At 69.5% G+C, this 20,842-nt stretch carries 22 protein-coding genes and 1 tRNA gene; 12 read left to right on the top strand and 11 right to left on the bottom strand.

Annotated elements, in window-relative coordinates; all coding sequences use genetic code 11:
* The first annotated feature begins 1 nt into the window (after position 1).
* From LQF12_RS02140 to LQF12_RS02090, 11 genes are all read left to right on the top strand, one after another.
* Positions 2-2,860 carry a phage tail tape measure protein gene (locus LQF12_RS02140; protein WP_231054362.1) on the top strand — a complete coding sequence of 953 codons (2,859 nt, stop codon included), beginning with the start codon at positions 2-4 and terminating at the stop codon, positions 2,858-2,860.
* Complete coding sequence (locus tag LQF12_RS02135) at positions 2,860-3,651, top strand: hypothetical protein (RefSeq protein WP_231054361.1); 792 nt, start codon at positions 2,860-2,862, stop codon at positions 3,649-3,651. Before LQF12_RS02140 ends, LQF12_RS02135 begins: the two co-directional genes overlap by 1 nt.
* The gene (locus LQF12_RS02130) at positions 3,651-4,790 is read left to right on the top strand and encodes a DUF5047 domain-containing protein (protein WP_231054360.1); all 1,140 of its coding nucleotides are present in this window, start codon (positions 3,651-3,653) and stop codon (positions 4,788-4,790) included. The genes LQF12_RS02135 and LQF12_RS02130 overlap by 1 nt, the downstream gene beginning before the upstream one ends.
* 128 nt (positions 4,791-4,918) lie before the next feature.
* Positions 4,919-5,638, top strand: coding sequence for a hypothetical protein (locus LQF12_RS02125; protein WP_231054359.1), 720 nt, complete (start codon positions 4,919-4,921; stop codon positions 5,636-5,638).
* 133 nt (positions 5,639-5,771) lie between these two features.
* Entirely contained in the window at positions 5,772-6,485 is a 714-nt protein-coding gene (locus LQF12_RS02120) for a hypothetical protein (protein ID WP_231054358.1), read from the top strand.
* A 34-nt stretch (positions 6,486-6,519) separates the two neighbouring features.
* Complete coding sequence (locus LQF12_RS02115; protein ID WP_231054357.1) at positions 6,520-6,966, top strand: hypothetical protein; 447 nt, start codon at positions 6,520-6,522, stop codon at positions 6,964-6,966.
* Positions 6,967-7,254, top strand: a complete 288-nt coding sequence (locus LQF12_RS02110; protein WP_231054356.1) for a hypothetical protein — start codon at positions 6,967-6,969, stop codon at positions 7,252-7,254.
* A gap of 59 nt (positions 7,255-7,313) precedes the next feature.
* Positions 7,314-7,475 carry a hypothetical protein gene (locus LQF12_RS02105; protein WP_231054355.1) on the top strand — a complete coding sequence of 54 codons (162 nt, stop codon included), beginning with the start codon at positions 7,314-7,316 and terminating at the stop codon, positions 7,473-7,475.
* Positions 7,475-8,509, top strand: coding sequence for a hypothetical protein (locus LQF12_RS02100; RefSeq protein ID WP_231054354.1), 1,035 nt, complete (start codon positions 7,475-7,477; stop codon positions 8,507-8,509). Before LQF12_RS02105 ends, LQF12_RS02100 begins: the two co-directional genes overlap by 1 nt.
* 2 nt (positions 8,510-8,511) lie before the next feature.
* Positions 8,512-8,724 carry a hypothetical protein gene (locus tag LQF12_RS02095; RefSeq protein ID WP_231054353.1) on the top strand — a complete coding sequence of 71 codons (213 nt, stop codon included), beginning with the start codon at positions 8,512-8,514 and terminating at the stop codon, positions 8,722-8,724.
* A 232-nt stretch (positions 8,725-8,956) separates the two neighbouring features.
* A complete protein-coding gene (locus tag LQF12_RS02090; protein WP_231054352.1) occupies positions 8,957-9,244 on the top strand; it encodes a hypothetical protein in 288 nt (95 codons plus the stop codon).
* Positions 9,245-9,323: 79 nt separating this feature from the next.
* Here the strand turns inward: LQF12_RS02090 and LQF12_RS02085 are convergent, their stop codons facing one another.
* The gene (locus LQF12_RS02085) at positions 9,324-9,779 is read right to left on the bottom strand and encodes a Panacea domain-containing protein (protein WP_231054351.1); all 456 of its coding nucleotides are present in this window, start codon (positions 9,777-9,779) and stop codon (positions 9,324-9,326) included.
* Positions 9,763-10,569, bottom strand: coding sequence for a GAF domain-containing protein (locus LQF12_RS02080; protein ID WP_231054350.1), 807 nt, complete (start codon positions 10,567-10,569; stop codon positions 9,763-9,765). Before LQF12_RS02080 ends, LQF12_RS02085 begins: the two co-directional genes overlap by 17 nt.
* Before the next feature lie 191 nt (positions 10,570-10,760).
* Between LQF12_RS02080 and LQF12_RS02075 the strand changes: the two genes are divergently transcribed.
* Entirely contained in the window at positions 10,761-11,063 is a 303-nt protein-coding gene (locus LQF12_RS02075; protein ID WP_231054349.1) for a hypothetical protein, read from the top strand.
* On the opposite strand, the gene LQF12_RS02070 is transcribed toward LQF12_RS02075, so the two are convergent.
* From LQF12_RS02070 to LQF12_RS02030, 9 genes are all read right to left on the bottom strand, one after another.
* Positions 10,999-11,400, bottom strand: a complete 402-nt coding sequence (locus LQF12_RS02070; protein WP_231054348.1) for a hypothetical protein — start codon at positions 11,398-11,400, stop codon at positions 10,999-11,001. The two genes, LQF12_RS02075 and LQF12_RS02070, sit on opposite strands and share 65 nt — an antisense overlap.
* Positions 11,401-11,559: 159 nt before the next feature.
* Positions 11,560-11,635 (bottom strand) — tRNA-Thr (locus LQF12_RS02065).
* Positions 11,636-11,722: 87 nt separating this feature from the next.
* A complete protein-coding gene (locus LQF12_RS02060) occupies positions 11,723-13,231 on the bottom strand; it encodes an alpha/beta hydrolase (protein ID WP_231054347.1) in 1,509 nt (502 codons plus the stop codon).
* A gap of 41 nt (positions 13,232-13,272) precedes the next feature.
* Positions 13,273-14,409, bottom strand: coding sequence for a DNA polymerase III subunit delta' (locus tag LQF12_RS02055; protein ID WP_231054346.1), 1,137 nt, complete (start codon positions 14,407-14,409; stop codon positions 13,273-13,275).
* A complete protein-coding gene (tmk, locus tag LQF12_RS02050) occupies positions 14,406-15,029 on the bottom strand; it encodes a dTMP kinase (protein ID WP_231054345.1) in 624 nt (207 codons plus the stop codon). Before tmk ends, LQF12_RS02055 begins: the two co-directional genes overlap by 4 nt.
* Before the next feature lie 117 nt (positions 15,030-15,146).
* Positions 15,147-16,169 carry a Gfo/Idh/MocA family protein gene (locus LQF12_RS02045; RefSeq protein ID WP_231054344.1) on the bottom strand — a complete coding sequence of 341 codons (1,023 nt, stop codon included), beginning with the start codon at positions 16,167-16,169 and terminating at the stop codon, positions 15,147-15,149.
* Between the two features lie 41 nt (positions 16,170-16,210).
* A complete protein-coding gene (locus LQF12_RS02040) occupies positions 16,211-17,038 on the bottom strand; it encodes a DNA-formamidopyrimidine glycosylase family protein (protein WP_231054343.1) in 828 nt (275 codons plus the stop codon).
* 3 nt (positions 17,039-17,041) lie between these two features.
* On the bottom strand, positions 17,042-19,765 hold the full coding sequence (gene topA / locus LQF12_RS02035; RefSeq protein WP_231054342.1) for a type I DNA topoisomerase: 2,724 nt from the start codon (positions 19,763-19,765) through the stop codon (positions 17,042-17,044).
* A gap of 124 nt (positions 19,766-19,889) precedes the next feature.
* A complete protein-coding gene (locus LQF12_RS02030) occupies positions 19,890-20,810 on the bottom strand; it encodes a phosphatase PAP2 family protein (protein WP_231054341.1) in 921 nt (306 codons plus the stop codon).
* Positions 20,811-20,842: the final 32 nt, after the last annotated feature.

The following is a 20,842-nucleotide window of genomic DNA, read 5'->3' as shown; positions in this document are numbered from 1 at the left end:
CGTGACGACTGCGACCGTGACCGAACTCGAGGTCCTCTTCACTGCCAACACCCAGCCGGTGGAGAAGGCGGCGAAGGACGTTCAGGACCGGGCGCAGAAGATCGAGAAGAACCCCGTCGAGCAGAAGGTCGATGGGGACGTCAAGGGCGCACTCGACGGCATGGACCGCGTCGAGGAAGAGGCGAAGAAGATCGTCTCGGCCAAGACGATGGCCACGGTCGACGCGAACATCGAGCGCGCCGAGACGAGCCTCGGCAAGGTTCAAGAGCGACTGGACTACCTGCGCTCGGTCGAGTCGACGATGGAGGTCACGGCCGACATCAAGAAGGCCGAGGCGGCGATCAAGCAGATCACCCGCCGCCGCGACGCTCTGACGTCGGCACGCGAGTCCATGGTCATCGACGCCGACACCGCGCCAGCAGAGGCCGCGCTGGACGACGTCGCCGACAAGGCTGACGAGGCTGGCGACGAGGGCGGCGCCGCGGCAGGCGAAGGTCTCGGCGATGGGATCGTCGACGCACTGAAGGCCATCCCGGTGGCCGGCGGCATCCTCCTCGCCGGTGTCGCGATCGGCAAGAGCGTCCTCGACGGCATCAACGAGGGCCTGCAGGTGGAGGTCCGCCAGGACCGACTCCAGGCCCTCACCGGGATCACGGAGGACGACGCGCGCCGTTTCGCTTCGGCGGCCGGCGAGGCGTATGCCAACGTCTTCGGCGAGTCGATCGAGTCGAACATGGACACCGCTCGCCTCGCGCTGCAGTTCGACCTCCTCGATGAGGACGCGACGGCTCGTGAGTCGCAGTCGGTGATCCAGTCTCTGGCCGGGATCTCCGACGTCCTGGGCGAGGAAGTGCAGCCGATCGCCTTCGCCGTGACACGGCTGCTGCAGACGGGCCTGGTGAAGTCTGCGGACGAGGCGTTCGACATCCTCGCGGTCGGCGCACGTGAGGGCGTGAACGCGCAGGAGGACCTGCTCGACACCCTCACTGAGTACCCGGCCCTGTTCCAGCAGGCGGGACTCTCGGCCGAAGATGCACTGGGGCTGATGCGCCAGGGGCTCGACGCCGGCGCACGAGACTCGGACAAGGTCGCCGACGCCGTCAAGGAGATGGGCCTGCGGATCCGCGAGGGCACAGACCCCGCGATCGAGGCCATGGAGATCCTCGGAGTGGACATCGCCGCGGTGCGCGACGGGTTCAACGAGGGCGGACCGGCTGCGCGCGAGGCGATGCAGACTGTCTTCGAGGCGCTGGGCACAGTCAAGGACGAGGGTGGCAACGTCCAGCAGGTCATCGCAGACCTGTTCGGCGGACCAGGTGAGGACCTTGGTGCCGCCCTGTTCGCGCTCAACCTCGACACTGCAGCGGATTCGCTTGGCGAGGTCGAGGGTGCTGCGCAGCGGATGTTCGACACCCTGGCCGACAACGACGCCACGGCGATCGAGGAGGCCGGACGCAACATCGAAGTCGCTGCGGATGGCATCAAGGGTGCCCTGGCTGCGGCGTTCGCCGATCCGCTGTCGGAGGCTGCTGACTGGGTCTCGCGCAACCGTGGGCCGATGCTGGAGTTCTTCTCCGGTCTGGTCAACGGCGCGCTGGACTTCGGCGAGGCGGCCATCGAAGGCACCGCTGTCGCGACGGAGGGGTTCGGGGAGTTCGTCTCAGGCCCGCTGGCGGAGGCGGTCGACGGCATCGCCAACCTCCTCGAGGGCCTGGATCCGCTCCGCGCCCTGCTTGGTGCAGTCGGCATCGAGGTCGGCGACACCGACCTGCAGGCGCTCGCGGACGATATGCGCGGATTCTCGGAGACCACCGACGAGGCGGCCGACTCGATCCGCGATCTGTCGCCTGGGCTCGACGATGCACGCAACCGCTTCAACGAGTTCATGGATCCGCAGATCGACGCCGGCTTCCTCAGCGACGCGACACTTCGCCTGGCCGGCGCCGTCGACCAGGTCGGGTACGCGGCAGACGGGACCACCCGGCTGGTGGATGCGTGGACCGAGTCGCAGGACGGGTCCATTCAGGCGAGCTCCGAGCTCGAGGGCCAGGTGCTCGCTGCGGTTTCCGCGCTCGACAGCGAGACCGCCGCGGCGGCGAACGCTGGCGAGGGGCAGGCGCAGCTCTCTGACCGCTACCGGCAGGGTCGTGCTGCGCTGATCGAGCAGTTGCAGGCGATGGGCCTCACGGAGCGTCAGGCATCTGACCTGGCCGACCAGTATGGCGCGGTCCCTGGTCGCGTCGACACGGTGATCGACTCGAACGCACCTGAGCAGACGGAGAACGTCGACGATCTCGCCTACTCGATTCGCACACTGCCGGATGGGTCGACGCAGATCGTGGCCAGCACTCGTGATGCGCAGAACGCGGTCGACCGCTTCATCGTCAACAACAACGGTCGCCGCATGACCATCTACGTCGACTCCCAGGGCGGGCAGAGCTTCAGCACCGGCCGCGGGAACATGGTCGGCATGCACGCAGGTGGCGTGCTGGAGTTCATGGCAGCCGGTGGCCTGCGCCCGATGGCGCCCGTCGCGCAGACCGTGCCACCGAACACCTGGCGCGTTGTGGGCGACCGGTCCGACGTGGCCGAGTCCTACATCCCGCACGACGGATCGGCGCGTTCGATGTCGATCCTGCTGGAGACGATGCGTCGATTCGGCGTGCTGCCCATGGCAGACGGCGGAGTAGTGGATCGCGGGCCCGCCCCCATCGTCAACGTACCCCGCGGCCCGGTGGACCTTTCGACGCGGAGCATTCGTGAGCTGGCCGGGGAGATCTTGGCTGGTGCGGATCGGGTGACGACCCGCCGGATCGCTCAGCAGAACTCATCGACCCTCTACGCGGCGAGGAGCGTCTGATGCCGATTCTCGAGGCTACGTACGACCCGTCGTGGGCTGCGGTGCGGCTGGTGGTGGATGGGGGCATGTGGCCGTCTCCGGTGGCGCAGCTACGGATCGAGCGATCGGCACCGGGGGCGGCGACGATCCCTGTGCGTGGCGCTGAGGATCTGTGGCGCGTTGGCGGCTTCTGGGTCGGCACTGATCACGAGATGCCGCTGAACACGTCCGTGCAGTACACCGTGTTCGGCTTCAACGAGTACGGCGAGCCCGTGGCGCAGGAGTCGGCGAACGTCTCCACCGCGGCGCCGGGGCGTCGGGTGTGGTTGAAGGTTGCCGGCCAGCCCGACTTCTCGCAGCGCGTGTTGCTGCGGGCGGTCGGCAACGTCACTCCGACGACTCGCGGTGGCCTGTATCAGGTGCACGGTGGTCGAGCGGTGGCGCAGACTGCCGGCCGCAACACCGACTCGCTGACGGTGACCGTGGGCACGCTGACTGAGGGCGCCTGGGGTGCGCTGTATTCGGCGATGGCCGCGGGAGTGATCCTCGTGCAGGGCGAGGCGGACGTGCCGTCCTCGCTGCGCGCGGGCTGGTATTTCGTGAACGTCGAGTTCGGTCAGCCGGGCATGGCGGGCTTCCAGGATGGCGTGCCGGTGTGGCATCAGCTGACCCTCTCGGGAACCGACATGCCCGCCGGCTACGGCGTGCAGTCCACCGGCACGACGTGGGGCGGCGTGCTGGCTGAGTGCGACACGTGGCAGGACGTCATCGACGGGAACTCGACCTGGTTCGACCTGCTGCAGGGGGCGTGATGTGGCCTGTCACTGGCGCCTACCTGGAGGCGATCCAGTCTCCGCACGAGATTGTCATCCGCGCTGACGTGGACAAGGGCGGGGTTCGGCTGTACTCGGATCTGCCTGTGGTGGGCGGGTCGGTGTCGGTTGACTCGAACCGGATCACGCGCCGGGAGTGCGACCTGCTGGTCGCGCCCCGGTTGCGGGACGGGGTGTACGGGGATCGCCCGTCGCTGCCTGAGTCGCCGGGCGCGCCTTTGGGTCATTACGGGCAGGAGATCACACTCCGTCATGGCCTGGTGTACCCGAACGGCGTGACTGAGTGGGTGCCGATCGGGGTGTACCGGATTGACGCGGTGGACGGCTCGCTGCTGGACCAGTCGGGCGTGCAGATCACTGGCCGCTCGCGTGAGGCGTGGATCGCCGATCACCGCTTCCCGTTCCCGCGCACGGTGTCTGGCCCGTCTGCGCAGCAGTTGATCGCGGACCTGATTCATGAGACGGATCCGGCGTTCGTGGTGGTGCCTTCTGCGACTCAGGACAGGCGGATTCGGCGGACGACGTTTGACGAGGATCGGTGGGATGCGATCACGCAGATCGCGCGGTCGATCGGCGCCGTGGTGTACGCGGACGCCGCCGGTCGGTTCGTGATACGTGACGCCCCCACCCTGGACTCGCCGCCAGTGTGGAAGGTTGCTTCGGGCGGCGTGCTGATCTCTGCCGACCAGTCCTCCTCTAGGGACCGCGTCTACAACCGTGTCGTGTGCCGTGGCGAGAACCCGGCGTCGGGCGCGCGGCCGGTGTCAGGGCAGGCGCGGGACACGGACCCCACTTCGCCGACCCGCTACGGCTCCCCAAGCGAAGGGGCGTACGGGCGCGTGATCAAGTTCATGAGCATCCCCACGATCACGACATCACTGCAGGCGAGGAGCGCTGCAGCGGCCGAGCTTGCACGCTCCACCGGGGCCGCGTCGTCGGTGGACATTGGCGCGGTCCCGAACATCGCTCTCGAGGCACTGGACGTGATCGACCTGTGGACGGACCCGTCTGACGTGAACACGATCCGGCGGCACGTCGTGGACAGTTTCAGTTTCGACCTGGCAGCGGGGGGCGATTTCGGGATGGGCACTCGTGATATCAGGCAGGTGGGCGCATGATCCCTGATCTGGGTAGGGCGACGGCGGACATGCTCGCCAGGATGACGAACTCTGGGTGGCGTGTAGGGACGGTTGATGCCGTCGACGCGGCCACGGGGACTCTCACGCTCCTCCTAGGCGAGGAGCCGGTGTCAGGTGTCACCTGGAACGCTTCCGGGTACTCGCCCGTCGTGGGCGATCTCGTGAACGTCATCTGGGATCGTTCGTCCGGGCTGCTGGTCACGGGCACCAACTCGGCCGTGCTGGTCAAGGAGGTCCAGGATGTGACGGTCGTCGTGCCGTCGTCCGGCTGGGTGCGCTACAACGAGACCCGCGCGCCGGGCGGTGGGGCCGGCGCAGGCTGGCGAAACTTCGGATTCTCCCCCAGCCCGGGCACGGATCCGCTCGAGGTGGTCCAGGGTCCGCAGCCACAGTCTGGCGACACGGACGACCCCTCGTATGTGCCCGAGCTGACGTCGTGGGCGTACGTCATGGGCTACACCATCAACATCCCCGCTGGCGCCACGAACGCGCGCCTGTTGCTCAGGTCCACCCGCCCCGCCCTGTTCGACTGGCAAGAGGGCACGCAGCAGTCCCTAGTGTCACCGTTCGTCCGCGGCCACAACTACACGACCGCACCGCCGTTCGAGGTCGAGCCGACATGGAGTGCCACCTACGACCAGTGGCGACCTGTGGCTGTGACGCCCGGCGAGTCCACGACGTCACCGCTACCGGCCGCCTGGTCGAGCGCCCTGCTGTCTGGCGCACTCAAGGGCCTGGGCTTCTACTCCGCGAGCGAGTCCGACGTGGCGAACTTCGAGGTCCAGCTACTCCTGACCTACACCCCGCCCGCCGGGCCGAACGCCTGACCCCACCCTTCTCCACCCCGACGCCACGCGTAGTCGGGGTCCCAGCCATGCCCAGGAGGAACGCATGCCGAACGAGCCGATTCAGCAGGGGCCGTACCCGAGCCCCACAGACTCCCCCGATGGGCCAAACCAGATGGGCGCGATCACCACGTGGGCGGCGAACCGGCTGAACATGCGGTTCGCGTCCGAAGCTGCCCGCGACGCCGCGCTCCCGAACCCCACCGAGGGCATGGAGGCCTTCACCGGCACCGGGCCCAGCGCCACCAAGTGGGTGTACTACAACGGCGCGTGGGAGAGGTACGTCCTCACCTCCGGCGGTATCGGGTTCGGGTCGCTGCTCCTGGACGAGATCAGTCTGCCCACGAACGACCGATACGCCACCCTCACCGTTCCCGTGTCGCTCCGCGGGACCCTGCGCAAGTACGTCGTCGAGGTCGAGGCCGGCGCCGCGACAGTCCTCTCCAACGAGACACGCCCCCTGTGCATCCGCCCAAACGCCGACACCGGCGCCAACTACCGCACCAACTCGATCCTCTTCGAGGGCGGCACCATCATCGGCGGCGCCAACCAGTCCGACACGAGCGCTCCCTGGACGGCATACCTCGGCCGATTCGCCGGCAGTCTCGAAGTGACGTTCACGCCCCGCGCGATCGGCCCCACCGGATACATGGCATGGCGAGGGTACGGGTACGTCAACTCCGGCGGCACCACCGACCGCACCTTCACCACCGGCGGGCGCTGGAACTCCCCCACCAACGAGGTCATCTCCACCTTCGAGCTGCTGACCAACGTCGGCTCGGCATTCTTCGCGAACAGCCCGAGGGCCAGGCTGTGGGGCTACCGATGACCACCTCCCGCCACTCCCTGGGCCTGGTGATCTGATGCCGACCTTCGAACCGCTCCCCCGCTGGGCACGCACCCTCGGCCGCGCCTTCCATGTCGCCTCCTACCTGGCATTGACGGGCGTCGGCGTCATCGGCCTGACCTGGCCACCCGGCGGCGTGCTCGCAGAGTGGGCGCTGATCGTGACCCGCATCGGCGGCGGACTCCTCATCACCGCTTCCCTCGTCGCCGCAGTCGCTGCGATCCGGCGCCGCTGGCTGCTCGAGCTCGACGTCATCCCCCTCGTTGGCCTGGGCCTGACCGCCTACGGCTACGTGCTGCTGGTCTACATCGGCCCGCAACGCTGGTCCCTGCTCGTCCTCGGCCTGATCGTCACCATCCTGTCCTCGCTCGCCGGTCGGGGGGTGGTGCTCGCATCGAAGGTCGAGGAGCGGATCCGCGCGAAGTTCGCTGCCCGGAGGCTCGCGGCACACGGGGGGCACTGAATGGAATGGCAAGCACTCATCGCAGGCGGCGCGATCACCACGGCCGGCTGGTGGCTCACCCAGGGCGCGTTCGGCTACTACAAGACCAGGCAGGCCAGAAACGCTGACCTCGCCGCCGACGAGCGCGAGGCCGCCCAGCAGGAGGAGGCGGACGAACGCACCCGCCGGATCCGTGCCGAGGCCCGCGTCAGAGTCCTCGACGACTACGCCCACCGGCTCCGTGGCCAACTCGCCGCGGCGGGCATCGTGCCCGATCCGTGGCCCGATCCGATGACCGACGAAGCCTGACCAACCCACCCCCGAGCCCCGCCAGAGAGCGGGGCTTTCTCATGCCCAGGAGGCACACCGTGACCGACCCTGTCGTGCTGCCACCCATCGACGATGAGCCGAAGGACGGCACCTACGCACCCGAGCTGCTCGAGCTCGAACTCACCGAGGAGGAGATCGCCGCCGGCAACGCCCTCGGTGAGGCGATCGACCCCGACGACGACGAGGACGGGGGCTCCTGATGGGGTACGCCGCAGACCTCGCCGAGGCCCGCAAGATGAAGGCGTGCTTGGAGCGCCACGGCGTGCGCGTCTCCATCGAGCTGCAGGCCGGCGCCGGCGGCTCCTGGGGCGAGCACACCGCGCACCAGTTCAACATGAGCCACCACACCGCCACCCGCCCGTCACAGGGCCTCACGCCGGCGCTCGGCATCGTCAAGCGCGGCCGCTCCGACGTCCCCGGCCCGTTGGCCAACGGGTACGGCGGGTACGACCGCATCTACCGGATCCTCACGTTCGGGCGGGCCAACCACCCCGGCGCCGGCGGGCCGGTCACCCTCGGCGGCATCACCGTGCCGTACAACAACGGCCGCCCCTACATCTGGGGCACCGAGTTCGAGGGCGGCTACGAGCAGTACACGCCCGAGATGCGCGACTTCATGGACCGGGCCAACGCGGGGATCACCGAGTACTGGGCGCAGCGTCGCGGGCGCAGCGTCGCCCACCAGCTGGAGATGAACCTCGAGCACGCCACCTGGACGACCCGCAAGGTCGACCGCATCGGCTACACCCGCGCCTCATCCATCCGAGCGATCAAGGCGATCCTCGACAACCCCACCACCACAGGAGATGAGTTCGACATGGCAACGATCGAACAGTTGCGCGAGATCGTGCGCGAGGAGGTCTGGGGCTACCGCGGCCTCGACTACGTGAACGAGAAGGATCCCGCCACCCAGCAGCACAAGCTCGCCAAGGCCCACGAGTACGCGCACCAGGCGGCCAGCCGAGACGTGTGGGCCGAGCGCGGGATCGACTACGTGAACGACTCCCCCGCCACCCAGCAGCACAAGCTCGCCAAGGCCCACGAGTACTCCCGCCTCGCTGCCATCCGGTCCGGCGAGGCGCTCGCGAAGGTGTCCGCACTCCAGGCGACCGTGCGCGAGCTGGCCAAGGGGCAGGGCGCCGACCCTGACGCCATCGACGCCGCGATCAACAAGGCCGTGAAGGCCGCGCTGGCCGACCTCGAGATCACCCTCACCACCGCGAAGGAGAACTGACCATGACCCGCGAGCCCGCCGCCATCATCGGCGCCATCGGTACCGCAGTTGGTGCCATCCTCGCCCTACTCGTTGCGTTCGGTATCGACGTGACCGAGGAGCAGCAGACCGCCATCCTCGGAGTCGTCGCCGCTGTCGGGCCCATCGTCGTGGGTCTGCTCATTCGCGGCAAGGTCAGCCCGGCGCCGAAGATCGACCGCGAGCCTGGCGTCTGACCCATGCCCACCGAGGGGCGGTACGAGTGCTCATACTGCACTGAGCGTTACGACTCGGCCGAGGCCGCCAAGCGCTGCTCCGACTACGACGACCTCTACTCAGACTGACACGCACCACCACACCGCCCCGTCCGGCCCCTGCGTGGGGGTTGGGCGGGGCGGTTTTCGTGCGTCCGGGGCAGGCGCAAATCAGGGCGAGACGGTAGGGGCTCCGGAATGCCAAGTTCACCGCATGGCACCCGAGAGCCCGAGATCCCTAGTCCTGATCCAGGTCCACTACACCAGCGAGGAGGGCCGGTCCTTCCAACTCAGCGCTCGCCGTGAGGTATACGGTGAGCGCCCCTCGCCCACCGAACTCCGCGACCTCACCGACGACGACCTGGACACCCTCCGCCGCGACGTACTCACCGAGCAGGAGCGCCGCGCACGCATCAAATCCATCCCCGCCCAAATCGACACACTCACCCGCGAGTACCTCGACGCAGGTGGGGATCCTGAGGAGTTGCCGCCGCGCGACTGACCCACACCACACCGCCCCCACATGACTGTCGTTGTGGACGGTCGGTCGGGGGGCCTTATGCAGTACTGAGTTGCTTGGATCAGCTCGGGCGCCGAAGCAACTCCTTGAAGTGGCCTTCCATCTGCCGCTTGTCGATCACCTCTTCGCACGACTGGCCGTCGGCGACGCCGGCTACCAATCGCGTCTTGCTCCACGGAGTGCCCGGGCGGTGAGTCAGTTCGCTCAGTTGCAGGCCGCTCAGTGCGCCGTAGTTGTGCAGCACGGCATCGACAACCAACGACTGCATCTCGGTCAGGTTGGCACTCTCCCCCCATGGCCAGGACGCGACTCCGAACTGGCGACGGTGGTGGTTGAAGAGATGCCTCGCGACGGGACCGTTCTTCCATGCCTGGAAGTCTTCGTCGAACATCGCCTCCTCGAGGAGCGCCAGAGACCACCCCTGCGCGATGTAGCAGAGCTTCTGGAGCTTCATGGTGGAGATGGAGCCCTCGAAGTGGTCGAGGACGTGGGCTGCGACATCATCGATCGTTGCCATCGGTCTCTCCCTCCCTCTGAGGCATGCTAGCCCTTCCCTCTGACAATCGACGCACGAGGGCGGCGAGGCGCGCATCTCGTTCCAGACTGCGCATCTCGGGCCGAACGTCTGCAGCCGCCTCGGCGACGTTGCGCATCCCGAATGTCAGGAACATCGCTATCGTACTGGCCACCGCCTTGTGGTCGTTGGTGAACGTCGTTTTCCGAGCCGTGTCGATCGTCACGAGGCCACGAGACGTGCCATCGAAGCGAAGCGGGACTGCGAGGAAGGACTTCCACATCGCCTCGTCATTACGCTGAACCCTCCTCCCCTCCCGGGCAGGGTCGTCTACGCACCAGATCGTAGAGCCCTGGGCGGCAGCGATGGCTGCACGTCCCCAATCTTCGTCATTGGTGAACTCTGATCGCGGGGGGTCCGCCCTGCCACCGTACTCGGCCAACCGCAGATACACTGCACTGCTCTGACCCTTGTCAGCACCTTCGAGGTCGTAGACACAGATCCTCGGCGACGCGAGCGGCATCAGCGCCTTTGCTTGAGAGATGACGGAGTTGAAGAAGTCCGCCCGGTCGTTGGCCCCCTTCTCTGAGTCGATCAACTTCTCGACAGCACGCAGAGTGTCGCTCAGGTTGTGATTGAAGTCTGCGAGGCCCTGACGTTCGCGCTTAGACCGGTTCGAAGATGTCAGGCCTTGCCAGATCGTTAGCGCGAGCGCTCCCAATCCGAACAGCAAGAAGAGGGCGAAGTAGGTGCCTCGCGTCGTCGCCGTCTCACTTGCCGACGACAGGTCCAAGAAGAGTGGAGCGATAAAGGCAAAGCCGACCGCCCCGGAGGGCAGTAGCCAAGCATGAAACCGATCCCCTGGCGCGCGGTCGCGGTTGACCTTCGGACTACGTTGCCCCCTTCGCACCGGTCACACTCTACCCGTATCGGCGCGCCAGTCGGCATCCGCGAGCGTCACCCCCTGGCGCGACACTCCGTCCCATGACCGTGCAGTCGTGGTGGCAGCTCGCGGACCGCACCCAGCCCATCCTCAACGCCCGCCGGGTACCGCCGCGGCGGGCACAGCGCCGGCTCACCCCGCCCGTGCCGGTAGTGGCCACGATCGAGTGGGAGATCGACGGGCCCGAGCAGCTGCACACGGTGGCGACTCGGTGGACGTCGGCCGGGGACGTCCTCGTGGAGATCAACGACCTACGCCGGGCGACGCTGGGCGTGTGGCTCAGGCGCGGCGACGTGGTGCGTAGGGAACCCGGCGCAGCCCGTACCGGGCGGCCACCCGGCTGACCGTCGAGGTGGTCACGCCGAGCCGCTCCGCGATCACCCTGTGCAGCTCGCCGGCCTGCACGCCGGCGACGATCTGCTCGTCTCGCTCTCGATTGCTCGCGCGGTGCGTGGCGATCAGGTGCAGGCGCCGGCAACGCGGCCCGCAGTACACCGTGGCCTTCCGGCCGGGCAGGACGCCCCAGGAGGCGCCGCACATCGGGCATGATCGCACCCTCATCCTCGGCGGGCCGAGGAGCGGCAGGCCGCGCCAGGTGCGGGAGTAGTGGTTGGTGCACAGGCCGCGGTGCTTGACCGGCTTCTGGCACCCGATCACCGCACACTCCCGCTGCAAACCCATCGGCCCCATCATGGCCGATGTGCTATCCAGTGCGCGGTGCGTAAGCCCTGCGTACCGAGCCCAAATGGCCGACCCAATGGCCGACTTTCGGGCAGATCGGGCCCGGATACGACTTCGACCCGATCCCAACTTTCCGTTGGAACCGGGCCGATCGCCTGGTGGAGCCGCCTATCGGAATCGAACCGATGACCTATTCATTACGAGTGAATCGCTCTGCCGACTGAGCTAAGGCGGCGGGCTTCATCAGCGATGAGGCGTCGTCCACTGTACCCGCCGCCGTCGGGGTCCGCCAAAACCGCGCCCCGCCTGTGGGCGACCTCACTCAGCAGCTCAGGCCGTCCTCGGGCGGCGTCCCCTCGAGCAGGTAGGTCTCGACGGCGTCGTCGACGCAGGCACTGCCCATCCCGTAGGCGGTGTGCCCGTCGCCCTCGTAGCTGATCAGCACCCCGGACTCGAGCTGGTCGGCGAGCGACTGCGCCCACTCGTACGGCGTCGCCGGGTCGCCGGTGGTGCCGATGACGACGATCGGGGGCGTTCCCGGGGCGGCGATCTCCTCGCGGACGGCGTCGGAGCCCACGGGCATGGTGGCGCAGCCGACCTCGCCATAGCTCAGTGCCTGCCCGAACAGCTCAGAGATCTCCTCGTTCGCCTCGGCGTGGCCGAGGCTGGCCTGCCGGTCCAGCTCGACGGGGTAGTCGAGGCAGTCGATCGCCCGGAAGGCGCCCTGGTCCTCGGGGTAGGTGCCGTCGTCCTCACGCTCGAGTGCGTAGTCGGAGAGGAAGCGCACCTGGGACCCGTCGTCGTCGAGCAACGTCTCGACGGCGCTGGTCAGCGAGGGCCAGGAGGCAGGGCTGTACATGGTCACCGTGATCGCGTTGAACAGGTCGGCGTCGGTGGCGGGCCGTTCCGGATCTCCGCTGGGCACCGGGGTGTCGCGCAGCTGCTCGACGATGTCGACGGTCTGCGCCATCGCCTCATCGACTGTGCCGCTGAAGGGGCAGTCGGCACCGGCGAGGCAGTCCTCGAGATAGGAGCGGTAGGCACGCTCGAAGCCTCGCACCTGCCCGGTGCTGACCTCGGTGTAGCTCAGGGAGGGGTCGATCGCGCCGTCGAGCACCAGCCGGCCCACGTTCTGGGCAAACAGGTCGGCGTAGGTGGCACCGAGGAAGGTGCCGTAGGAGTAACCCAGGTACGTCAGCTGCGACTCCCCCATGACGGCGCGGAGCACGTCGAGATCGCGCGCGGTGCTGACGGTGTCGACGTGGCCGAGCAGATCGCCGGTGTTCGCTGCGCACGCCTCGCCGTACTCGGTCAGGGCCTGCACGTAGGCCTCCCAACCGTCATCGGTCTCGAGGTCGAACTCCAGGGAGTAGTACTCCTCCAGCTGCTCGCTGTCATAGCAGCGCACGGCGCTGGAATCCCCCACCCCGCGGGGGTCGAATCCGACCACATCCATACTGCGCAGGAGCTCGGCGCCGAAGTAGGAACTGATGCTCTCGACCATCTCGGTACCGGACCCACCGGGCCCGCCCGGGTTGACGAACAGCGACCCCTGAGCCGTGCCGGTGGCCCGGAAGACCTTCACCGCGAGCGTGATGGTCTCGCCGTCGGGCTCGTCGTAGTCCATGGGGACGGTCACCTCGGCGCACTCGAGGTTGTTCCCGCACTCGCTCCAGGATATCTCCTGCGTGTAGTACTCCTCGAGTCCGTCCGGGGCCGGGGCGCTCACGGCGGTCGGCTGCACCATCGGTGCGGCGCTCGTGCATGCCGCGAGCATCGCGACGCCGACGGCGGAGGCAACGAGGCGCGCACGCGCAGCAAGGGAGACCACGGCCGAAGTCTACGGGCGCGCCCTGACAGCCACGGTCGCCGTCAGCCCTGCGGGCGCAGGGCGATCGTCAACGCTTCCACGGCGAGCAGCGGTGCCGCGCCGGCGGCGATCCGGGTGCGGGCCAGTCCGACCGCCTGCATGCGGTGCACGGACTGCTCCGGCGTGGAGGCCTCCGCCATCGTGCGCACCTGACCGGCCTGGGCCTGGTTGACGAGCGGTACGTCGCTGGCGAGCTGGGTCACGAGCACGTCCCGGTAGAAGGAGAGCAGGTCCACCATCGCGCGATCCAGCAGGTCGATCAGGGAACGCCGGGAGCGGCGCTTCTGCTCCTCCTCCAGCTGGCGGATCTGGGCACGCAGGGCCGGTGGGATCCGCGCACCCTCCTCGGCCCCGAGGGTGCGCAGCAGTTCGGCCTTCTCGGCGGCGTCGCGCTCGGTGGTGGCAGCCTTGGACTGCTCGGTGGCGTCCTCGACGAGGGTCTGGGCGGCGAGGACGGCGTCGCCGACGCCGCGGATGGCGGTGGGAACCGCGAGCACCTTGTCCCGGTGGGCGCGGGCATCCGGGTGGGTGGCGAGGCGGCGAGCCATCCCGATGTGGCTCTGGGCTGCGCGGGCACACGTGAGCGCCAATTCCGGGTCGACGCCGTCACGCCGGGTCAGCAGCTCGGCGACCGCCTCGGCCGGCGGGACCCGCAGGTTCACCGGGCGGCACCGGGAACGGATCGTGACGAGCACGTCCATCGGGCTGGGAGCGCAGAGGATCCACACCGTGCGCGGGGGTGGCTCCTCGATGGCCTTGAGCAGCACGTTGGCGGTGCGCTCGATCATCCGGTCGGCGTCCTCGACGATGATCACGCGCCAGCGGCCCTGGGAGGGGGAACGCTGGGCCAGTCCGACCAGTTCGCGTGCCTCGGCGATGCTGATCTGCACCTTCTCGGTGGCGAAGACGGTCACGTCGGCGTGCGTGCCCGCGAGGGCGGTGCGGACCTCGTGGCCGGTGCCCTCGCCGTCGTGGGGGTCCTGCAGTGCGGCGGCGAAGGCGCGGGCGGCGACGGATCGGCCTGAGCCGGGCGGGCCGGTGATGAGCCAGGCATGGGTCATCGACGTCGCCTCGGCGGCCGCGGCGGAGAGCACCTCGACGGCGTGCTCCTGTCCGACGAGCTCGGTCCAGACGCTCATGCCCTCGCCTCCAACAGGGCCAGGGCCCGACGGCGGACCACGGCGGCGATCTCGTCGCGCTCGCCGGCGGCGTCGACCACGAGCCAGCGCTGCGGTGCCGCGGCGGCGCGGTCGAGGAAGGCCTGCCGGGTGCGGCGGTGGAAGTCGCCGCCTGCCCGCTCGAGCCGGTCGGGTTGGTCACCGATACGGGCGGCGAGATGTCGTGGGTCGAGGTCGAGCAGCACGGTCAGGTCGGGCAGCAGGCGCTCGGTCGCCCACAGGGAGAGGTGCTCGATCTCCTGCGGCGGCAGGGCGCGTCCGCCCGCCTGATAGGCGACCGAGGAGTCGAGATAGCGATCGGTGAGGACCACGGCTCCACGTTCGAGGGCCGGCCGGATCAGTGAAGCGACGTGGTGGGCCCGGTCGGCTGCGAACAGCAACGCCTCGGTGCGCGGGTCCAGGTCGCTGCCGTGCAGCAGCACCTGCCGCAGCGTCTGCCCGACGTCGGTGCCGCCGGGCTCGCGGGTGCGCACCACCTCGCGGCCGGTCTCCTGCCCGATCCAGTCGGCGAGCCGGTTCAGCTGGGTCGTCTTGCCCGCGCCGTCGCCACCTTCGAAGGAGATGAACAGTCCCGATGTCACCCGTTCAGCGTATCGGCGCCGGCCGACATCGCGGACGGACCCACCCTCCCGGCAGGGACCTCATCGGCAACCGCGGTCAGCGCCTGGAAAGTAGGTCGGTGGCGGCCAGGCGTGCACCTACTCCCCCGGCAGCACCACGCCGAGCTGGCGCCGCACCTCGTCCATGGTCTCCATCACGGCGAGGGTGTCGGCCCAGGAGTGGACCCCGGACTCGATGCGGCCCTCGGCCACGCAGCGGGCCACCTCGGCGGCCTGGTACTCGAATCCACCCCCGACGGCGGGGGTGATCGAGCGGGGTTCGCCCTCGCGCGGGACCACGGTGAGCGTGGTGGGGGCGTAGAACGTCGGCTCGATCTCGATCCGCCCCTTCGTGCCCGTGATCGTGGCGGCATTGCGCGTGGCGCCCTTGAGGCTGGCGCTCAGCAGAGCGAGCGCTCGAGTGCCGTACCGCAACGTGATCGCCTCGCTCTCGTCCACCCCGGTCGTGGTCAGCGTGCCGACGGCGTTCACCTGGTCCGGGGTGCCGAGCACGGCTTGGGCGAAGGAGATGGGGTAGACGCCGAGGTCGAGGACCGCACCGCCCGCCAGGTCCGGGTTCTTCAGGCGGTGCTCGTCCTCAAGGTGATCCAGGCCCTGACCGTGCTCAGCGGTGAGCATGTGCACCTCACCGATCTCGCCGGCGGCGATGATCTGTCGCATCGCCACCATGTGCGGCAGGAACCGCGCCCACATCGCCTCCATCACGAACACGCCACGTGCCTTCGCCGCCGCGAACAGCTCGCGCGCCTCGGCGGCGTTGCGGGTGAGCGACTTCTCGATCAGCACCGGCTTGCCGGCCTCGATCGCCAGCAGCGCGTGCTCCAGGTGCCCGGAGTGCGGGGAGGCGACATAGACCGCCTCCACCTGCGGGTCGGCCACCAGCTCGGCGTAGCTGCCGTACGCCGTCGGGATCCGGTGCTTGTCCGCGAAGGCCTGAGCCTTCTCGGTGCTGCGCGACCCCACGGCCACCACCGAACTGGCGGTGTGCGCGGGGATGTCGGTGGCGAACTTCGCCGCGATCCCTCCGGCGGCGAGGATTCCCCACCGCAGCGGCGGTGCGTCGGCGGGATCGGGACCGTAGGCAGCATCGTGGCTAGTCATGTCGCTCACCCTAGCCGCGGGACGTGCCTCAGGGCCCACCGTCAGCGCTGCTCCTGCGGGCACCACCAGGTCGTCCGAGAGCCCACGGTCCCGCGCGTCATCGTCGCCCCGCAGCGCGGGCACACCCCACCGGGCCGGCGGTGCTCGATCACCCGCCCGGTGTGGACTCCGCCCTTCGCGACGGCGGACCTGATCGCACGCCGGAGGGCACGGCGCAGCGCCGCGAGGTCCTGCTCGTCCAGCGTGTCGACCGGCCGGGCCGGGTCGATGCGCGCCTGCCACAGGGTCTCGTCGGCGAGCAGGTTCCCGACGCCCGCCAGCACCGACTGATCCAGCAACCGGGCCTTGACCGGCGCATGCCCGCGCCCCACCCGCTGCCGGAACTCGGCGAGGCCGACCTGTTCGGCATCAGGCCCGAGCGCATCCATGTCGGGGTCGAGGCGGACCCGCCCGAGGCGACGCTTGTCGAAGAGCCGCAGCTCACCGCCGTCGGCGAACGTGAGGGTGAACCGGTCCCACTCACGTTTCCGGGAGGGCGAGGTGGCGCCGGTCCCCCGGACGCGGTCACCGCCCTCATCGGCCTCACCGTCAGCCGCTGTGACAACAACCCGGCCGCTCATCCCGAGGTGGATGCCCAGCAGCGGCCCCGGGTCGTCCTCACCTCGCAGGGCGGAGGTCTCACACCACATGAGCTTGCCGCGACGATGGGCAACCGTCAGTTCGCGCCCGACCAGCGCAGAGGCGAGATCCCCCGGGGCGTGCGGACGGCACACCCAGGTGTCGGCGTCGTCGACGGCGGTGATCCGCCGCCCGAGCGCCGCCCGAGCGATGGTGGCGCGGGCCCTCTCGACCTCCGGCAGCTCGGGCATGCGCTACTTCTTGGTCGCGGCCTTCTTCGCGGGTGCCTTCTTGGCCGGTGCCTTCTTCGCGGCCGGCTTACGTGCCGGTGCCTTCTTCTTGGCCGGGCCCTTGGCCCGCTTCTCGGCCAGCAGCTCGAAGGCCCGGTCAGCGGTGATCGTGTCCACCGAGTCGGCCGCGCGCAGCGTGGCGTTCGTCTCGCCGTCGGTCACGTACGGGCCGAACCGCCCGTCCTTGACCACGACCTCTTTCTTGGTGGCCGGATCCTCGCCGAGCTCCTTCAGCGGCTTGGCCGCCGTGGCACCCCGGCCGCGCTTGGGCTGGGCGTAGATCTCCAGCGCCTCGGCCAGGGTGATGGTGAAGATCTGGTCCTCGGTGGTCAGCGACCGGGAGTCGGTGCCCTTCTTCAGGTACGGCCCGTAGCGCCCGTTCTGCGCGGTGATCTCGTCCCCGGACTCGGGGTCGGTGCCCACCACGCGTGGCAGCGAGAGCAGCGTGAGCGCGGACTGCAGCTCGACGGTGGACAGGTCCATGTCCTTGAACAGCGAGGCCGTGCGCGGCTTGGGCTTGGCGGGCTTCTTCTTGCCCTTCGCCGGCTCCTCGGAGCTCTCCGGCTCGGGCAGCACCTCGGTCACGTACGGCCCGTAGCGGCCGTTCTTGACGATGATGGTGTGCCCGGTCTCGGGGTCGGTCCCGAGCTCGCGCCCGTCCTCGGCGCTCGCGGCGAACAGCTCCTCCGCCTTCGCCGCGGTCAGCTCGTCGGGCGCGATGTCGTCGGGCACCGAGGCCCGCCGTGCCTGGCCGCCCTCCTCCGACGGCGCTCCCTCCAGGTAGGGGCCGTAGCGCCCCACCCGCAGGGTGATGCCCTCGGCGATGGCGATCGAGTTGATCTCCCGGGCGTCGATGTCGCCGAGGTCCTCTACCAGGTTCTTCAGGCCTTCGGCACCGTCCCGTCCGAAGTAGAACCCGGCGAGCCAGTCCACCCGGTCCGCGTCCCCGGCGGCGATGCGGTCCAGGTCGGACTCCATCTCGGCGGTGAAGTCATAGTCGATCAGCTTCGGGAAGTGCTCCTCCAGCAGCCGGATCACCGAGAACGCCAACCAGCTGGGCACCAGCGCCTGGCCGCGGCGCAGCACGTACCCGCGATCGGTGATCACCGAGATCGTGGCGGCGTAGGTCGAGGGGCGGCCGATGCCGCGCTCCTCCAGCGCCTTGACCAGGCTCGCCTCGGTGAACCGCGGCGGCGGGGAGGTCTCGTGCCCCTCGGCCACGAGCTCCTCGGTGGCCACGTCGTCACCGGTCTGCAGATCCGGCAGGCGCGCCTCCTTGCCGGAGCCGCCCTCGCTCTCGCCGTACCGGTCGACGTCGCGCCCCTCCTCGTACGCGGCGAGGAATCCGCGGAAGGTGATCACCGTGCCGGAGGCCGCGAACTCGGCCACGCGGCCGTCGGAGGCGGTCCCCTGCAGCCGCACGGACGCCGTCGAGCCCTTCGCATCGGCCATCTGCGAGGCGACGGTGCGCTTCCAGATCAGCTCGTACAGGCGGAACTCGTCCCCGCTGAGCGCGCCGGAGACCTGTGCCGGGGTACGGAAGGAGTCCCCGGAGGGCCGGATGGCCTCGTGCGCCTCCTGCGCGCCCTTGGACTTGCCGGCGTAGACGCGCGGCTTGGCCGGGATGAAGTCGGCGCCGTACAGCTCGGTGGCCTGCCGGCGGGCGGCGTCGATCGCCTGGCCGGACAGGGCGACCGAGTCGGTCCGCATGTACGTGATGTAGCCGTTCTCGTACAGCGTCTGGGCCGTGCGCATCGCAGCCCGGGCGTTCATCCGCAGCTTGCGGGAGGCTTCCTGCTGCAGGGTGGAGGTGGTGAACGGGGCCGCCGGACGGCGGGTGTAGGGCTTCTCCTCCACCGAGGAGACCGTGACGTCGGCTCCCTCCAGCGCAGAGACCAGACCGTGCGCAGCAGCCTCGTCCAGGTGCAGGGTCTTCGCGGACTTCAAGGTGGCGTCGTCGCGGAAGTCCTTGCCGGTGGCCACGCGGGCGCCGTCCACGGCGACCAGCCGGGCCCCGAAGGTGGTGCCCTCGGTGGCCCCGCGACCGCCGGTGAAGCTGCCCTTGACGTCCCAGTACTCAGCGGATCGGAACGCCATCCGCTCGCGCTCACGGTCGACCACCATGCGGGTGGCCACCGACTGCACGCGCCCGGCGCTCAGTCCCTGGCGCACCTTGCGCCACAGCACCGGCGAGACCTCGTAGCCGTAGAGGCGGTCCAGCAGCCGGCGCGTCTCCTGTGCGTCGACAAGCCGGGTGTCCAGATCCCGCGTGGCCTCCAGCGCCCGCTGGATCGCCTCCCGCGTGATCTCGTGGAAGACCATCCGCTTGACCGGCACCTTCGGCTGCAGGACCTCCAGCAGGTGCCAGGCGATCGCCTCGCCCTCGCGGTCCTCATCGGTGGCCAGATAGAGCTCGTCGGCCTCCTTGAGCAGCTTCTTGAGCTCGGTGACCTTCTTCTTCTTGTCCGCGTCCACCACGTAGTAGGGGTCGAAGCCGTTCTCGACGTCGATGGCGAACTTCTTGTACGGCCCCTTCTTCATCTCGGCCGGCAGCTCGGAGGGCTGGGCGAGATCGCGGATGTGACCCACGCTGGCCTCGACGTCGAAGCCGGACCCCAGGTACCCGGCGATCGTGCGGGCCTTCGCCGGGGACTCCACGATCACAAGCTTGCGGGCCGTTGCGGTCACGCGGACCTTCCTTCGTTCGGGGCGGAGTGCGCACCCTGGTCACAGGTGCTCTCGAGGTGCGACGGTACAACGTGCACCGACGTGATGCCGCACCGCGCGGTGCACGGGCGCCCTTCCGGAGCGGTCAGTCGCGGCGGTAGGGACGCATCACGAGCATGCCAGCCGTGGTCAAGCAGGCGGTCGAGATCACCACGAGACTACCCGCGGCGTAGGCCGCGGTGGTCGTCGGGCTCGTCGATGCGACCTCGGTGCCCACGGGCGGCAGCGTGCTGGCCACCCAGGCGCCGAGCACGAGGGCCAGCACCGTGGCGGCCGCCGCCAGTGCGAGAAGGACGGTCGCGGCATTCACCCGCGGGGCGGGGCGGTAGCCGCGCGGCAGCGCCGCCCGGGCGGGCAGCTGGCGTGCGGCTTCCACCAGGAAGTACCAGAGCGCCACGACCAGGTAGGCGGCGACCACGTCCGAGGGGCGGTGCCACCCACCCACCAGGGTGGCCAGGCCCGTCAACGCGGCGTAGCCCACCCCCGCGACGGCGACCGGCCCCCGCCAGCGGCGCGGCGCGATCAGCAGGGCTGCTGCCGCCACGGACGCCGCGACCGTGGTGTGCCCCGAGGGCAGCGAGTTGCCGAGGGCGTAGGTCACGCCCAGGTCGGGCCGCTCGAGCAGCTCCTTGAGCACCTGGGTGGTGAGGTTGGACCCGCCCAGCACGGCCGCCGCCCCGACGGCGATCGCCGGCCGTCGCTGCAGGACCGCGCCGGTCGCGGCGGCGAGCACCGCCAGCGCGACGAAGGGCACCGAGACGATGGTCAGCACCGGAGTCAGCAGCGGTTCGAGGGTGTCCCGCCCGAATGCCGCACCGAGGGCGGCCACGTCATCGAGCTGCTGCCCGCGCGCGGTCGTCACGAAGATCCGCCACAACGCGATCACGGCCGCCGCGCTGACCGCCGCGCCCAGCAGGGGCGCCGCGGCTCCACGCAGGCGAGCACGACCGGGGCGCGGCGCCGGGGGCACCGCCCGGGGCGGGTGCGCGGGAGTCATCGTGGTCATGATGGTGCACGGTAGGCCGCGATGCTGGGAGA

This window comes from Ruania suaedae, assembly GCF_021049265.1.
In the GTDB taxonomy this organism is placed as follows: domain Bacteria; phylum Actinomycetota; class Actinomycetes; order Actinomycetales; family Beutenbergiaceae; genus Ruania; species Ruania suaedae.
Note: the sequence above shows the minus strand (reverse complement) of the source record. Positions and strands in the feature narration are given on the sequence as shown.

Excerpts from the sequence above, each read along its gene's own strand:
- LQF12_RS02135 (WP_231054361.1), top strand. The coding sequence starts at position 2,860 with ATGCCGATTCTCGAGGCTACGTACGACCCGTCGTGGGCTGCGGTGCGG.
- LQF12_RS02130 (WP_231054360.1), top strand. The coding sequence starts at position 3,651 with ATGTGGCCTGTCACTGGCGCCTACCTGGAGGCGATCCAGTCTCCGCAC.
- LQF12_RS02120 (WP_231054358.1), top strand. The coding sequence starts at position 5,772 with ATGGGCGCGATCACCACGTGGGCGGCGAACCGGCTGAACATGCGGTTC.
- LQF12_RS02115 (WP_231054357.1), top strand. The coding sequence starts at position 6,520 with ATGCCGACCTTCGAACCGCTCCCCCGCTGGGCACGCACCCTCGGCCGC.
- LQF12_RS02110 (WP_231054356.1), top strand. The coding sequence starts at position 6,967 with ATGGAATGGCAAGCACTCATCGCAGGCGGCGCGATCACCACGGCCGGC.
- LQF12_RS02100 (WP_231054354.1), top strand. The coding sequence starts at position 7,475 with ATGGGGTACGCCGCAGACCTCGCCGAGGCCCGCAAGATGAAGGCGTGC.
- LQF12_RS02095 (WP_231054353.1), top strand. The coding sequence starts at position 8,512 with ATGACCCGCGAGCCCGCCGCCATCATCGGCGCCATCGGTACCGCAGTT.
- LQF12_RS02090 (WP_231054352.1), top strand. The coding sequence starts at position 8,957 with ATGGCACCCGAGAGCCCGAGATCCCTAGTCCTGATCCAGGTCCACTAC.
- LQF12_RS02085 (WP_231054351.1), bottom strand. The coding sequence starts at position 9,779 with ATGGCAACGATCGATGATGTCGCAGCCCACGTCCTCGACCACTTCGAG.
- LQF12_RS02075 (WP_231054349.1), top strand. The coding sequence starts at position 10,761 with ATGACCGTGCAGTCGTGGTGGCAGCTCGCGGACCGCACCCAGCCCATC.
- LQF12_RS02070 (WP_231054348.1), bottom strand. The coding sequence starts at position 11,400 with ATGGGTTTGCAGCGGGAGTGTGCGGTGATCGGGTGCCAGAAGCCGGTC.
- LQF12_RS02055 (WP_231054346.1), bottom strand. The coding sequence starts at position 14,409 with ATGAGCGTCTGGACCGAGCTCGTCGGACAGGAGCACGCCGTCGAGGTG.
- LQF12_RS02045 (WP_231054344.1), bottom strand. The coding sequence starts at position 16,169 with ATGACTAGCCACGATGCTGCCTACGGTCCCGATCCCGCCGACGCACCG.
- LQF12_RS02040 (WP_231054343.1), bottom strand. The coding sequence starts at position 17,038 with ATGCCCGAGCTGCCGGAGGTCGAGAGGGCCCGCGCCACCATCGCTCGG.
- LQF12_RS02030 (WP_231054341.1), bottom strand. The coding sequence starts at position 20,810 with ATGACCACGATGACTCCCGCGCACCCGCCCCGGGCGGTGCCCCCGGCG.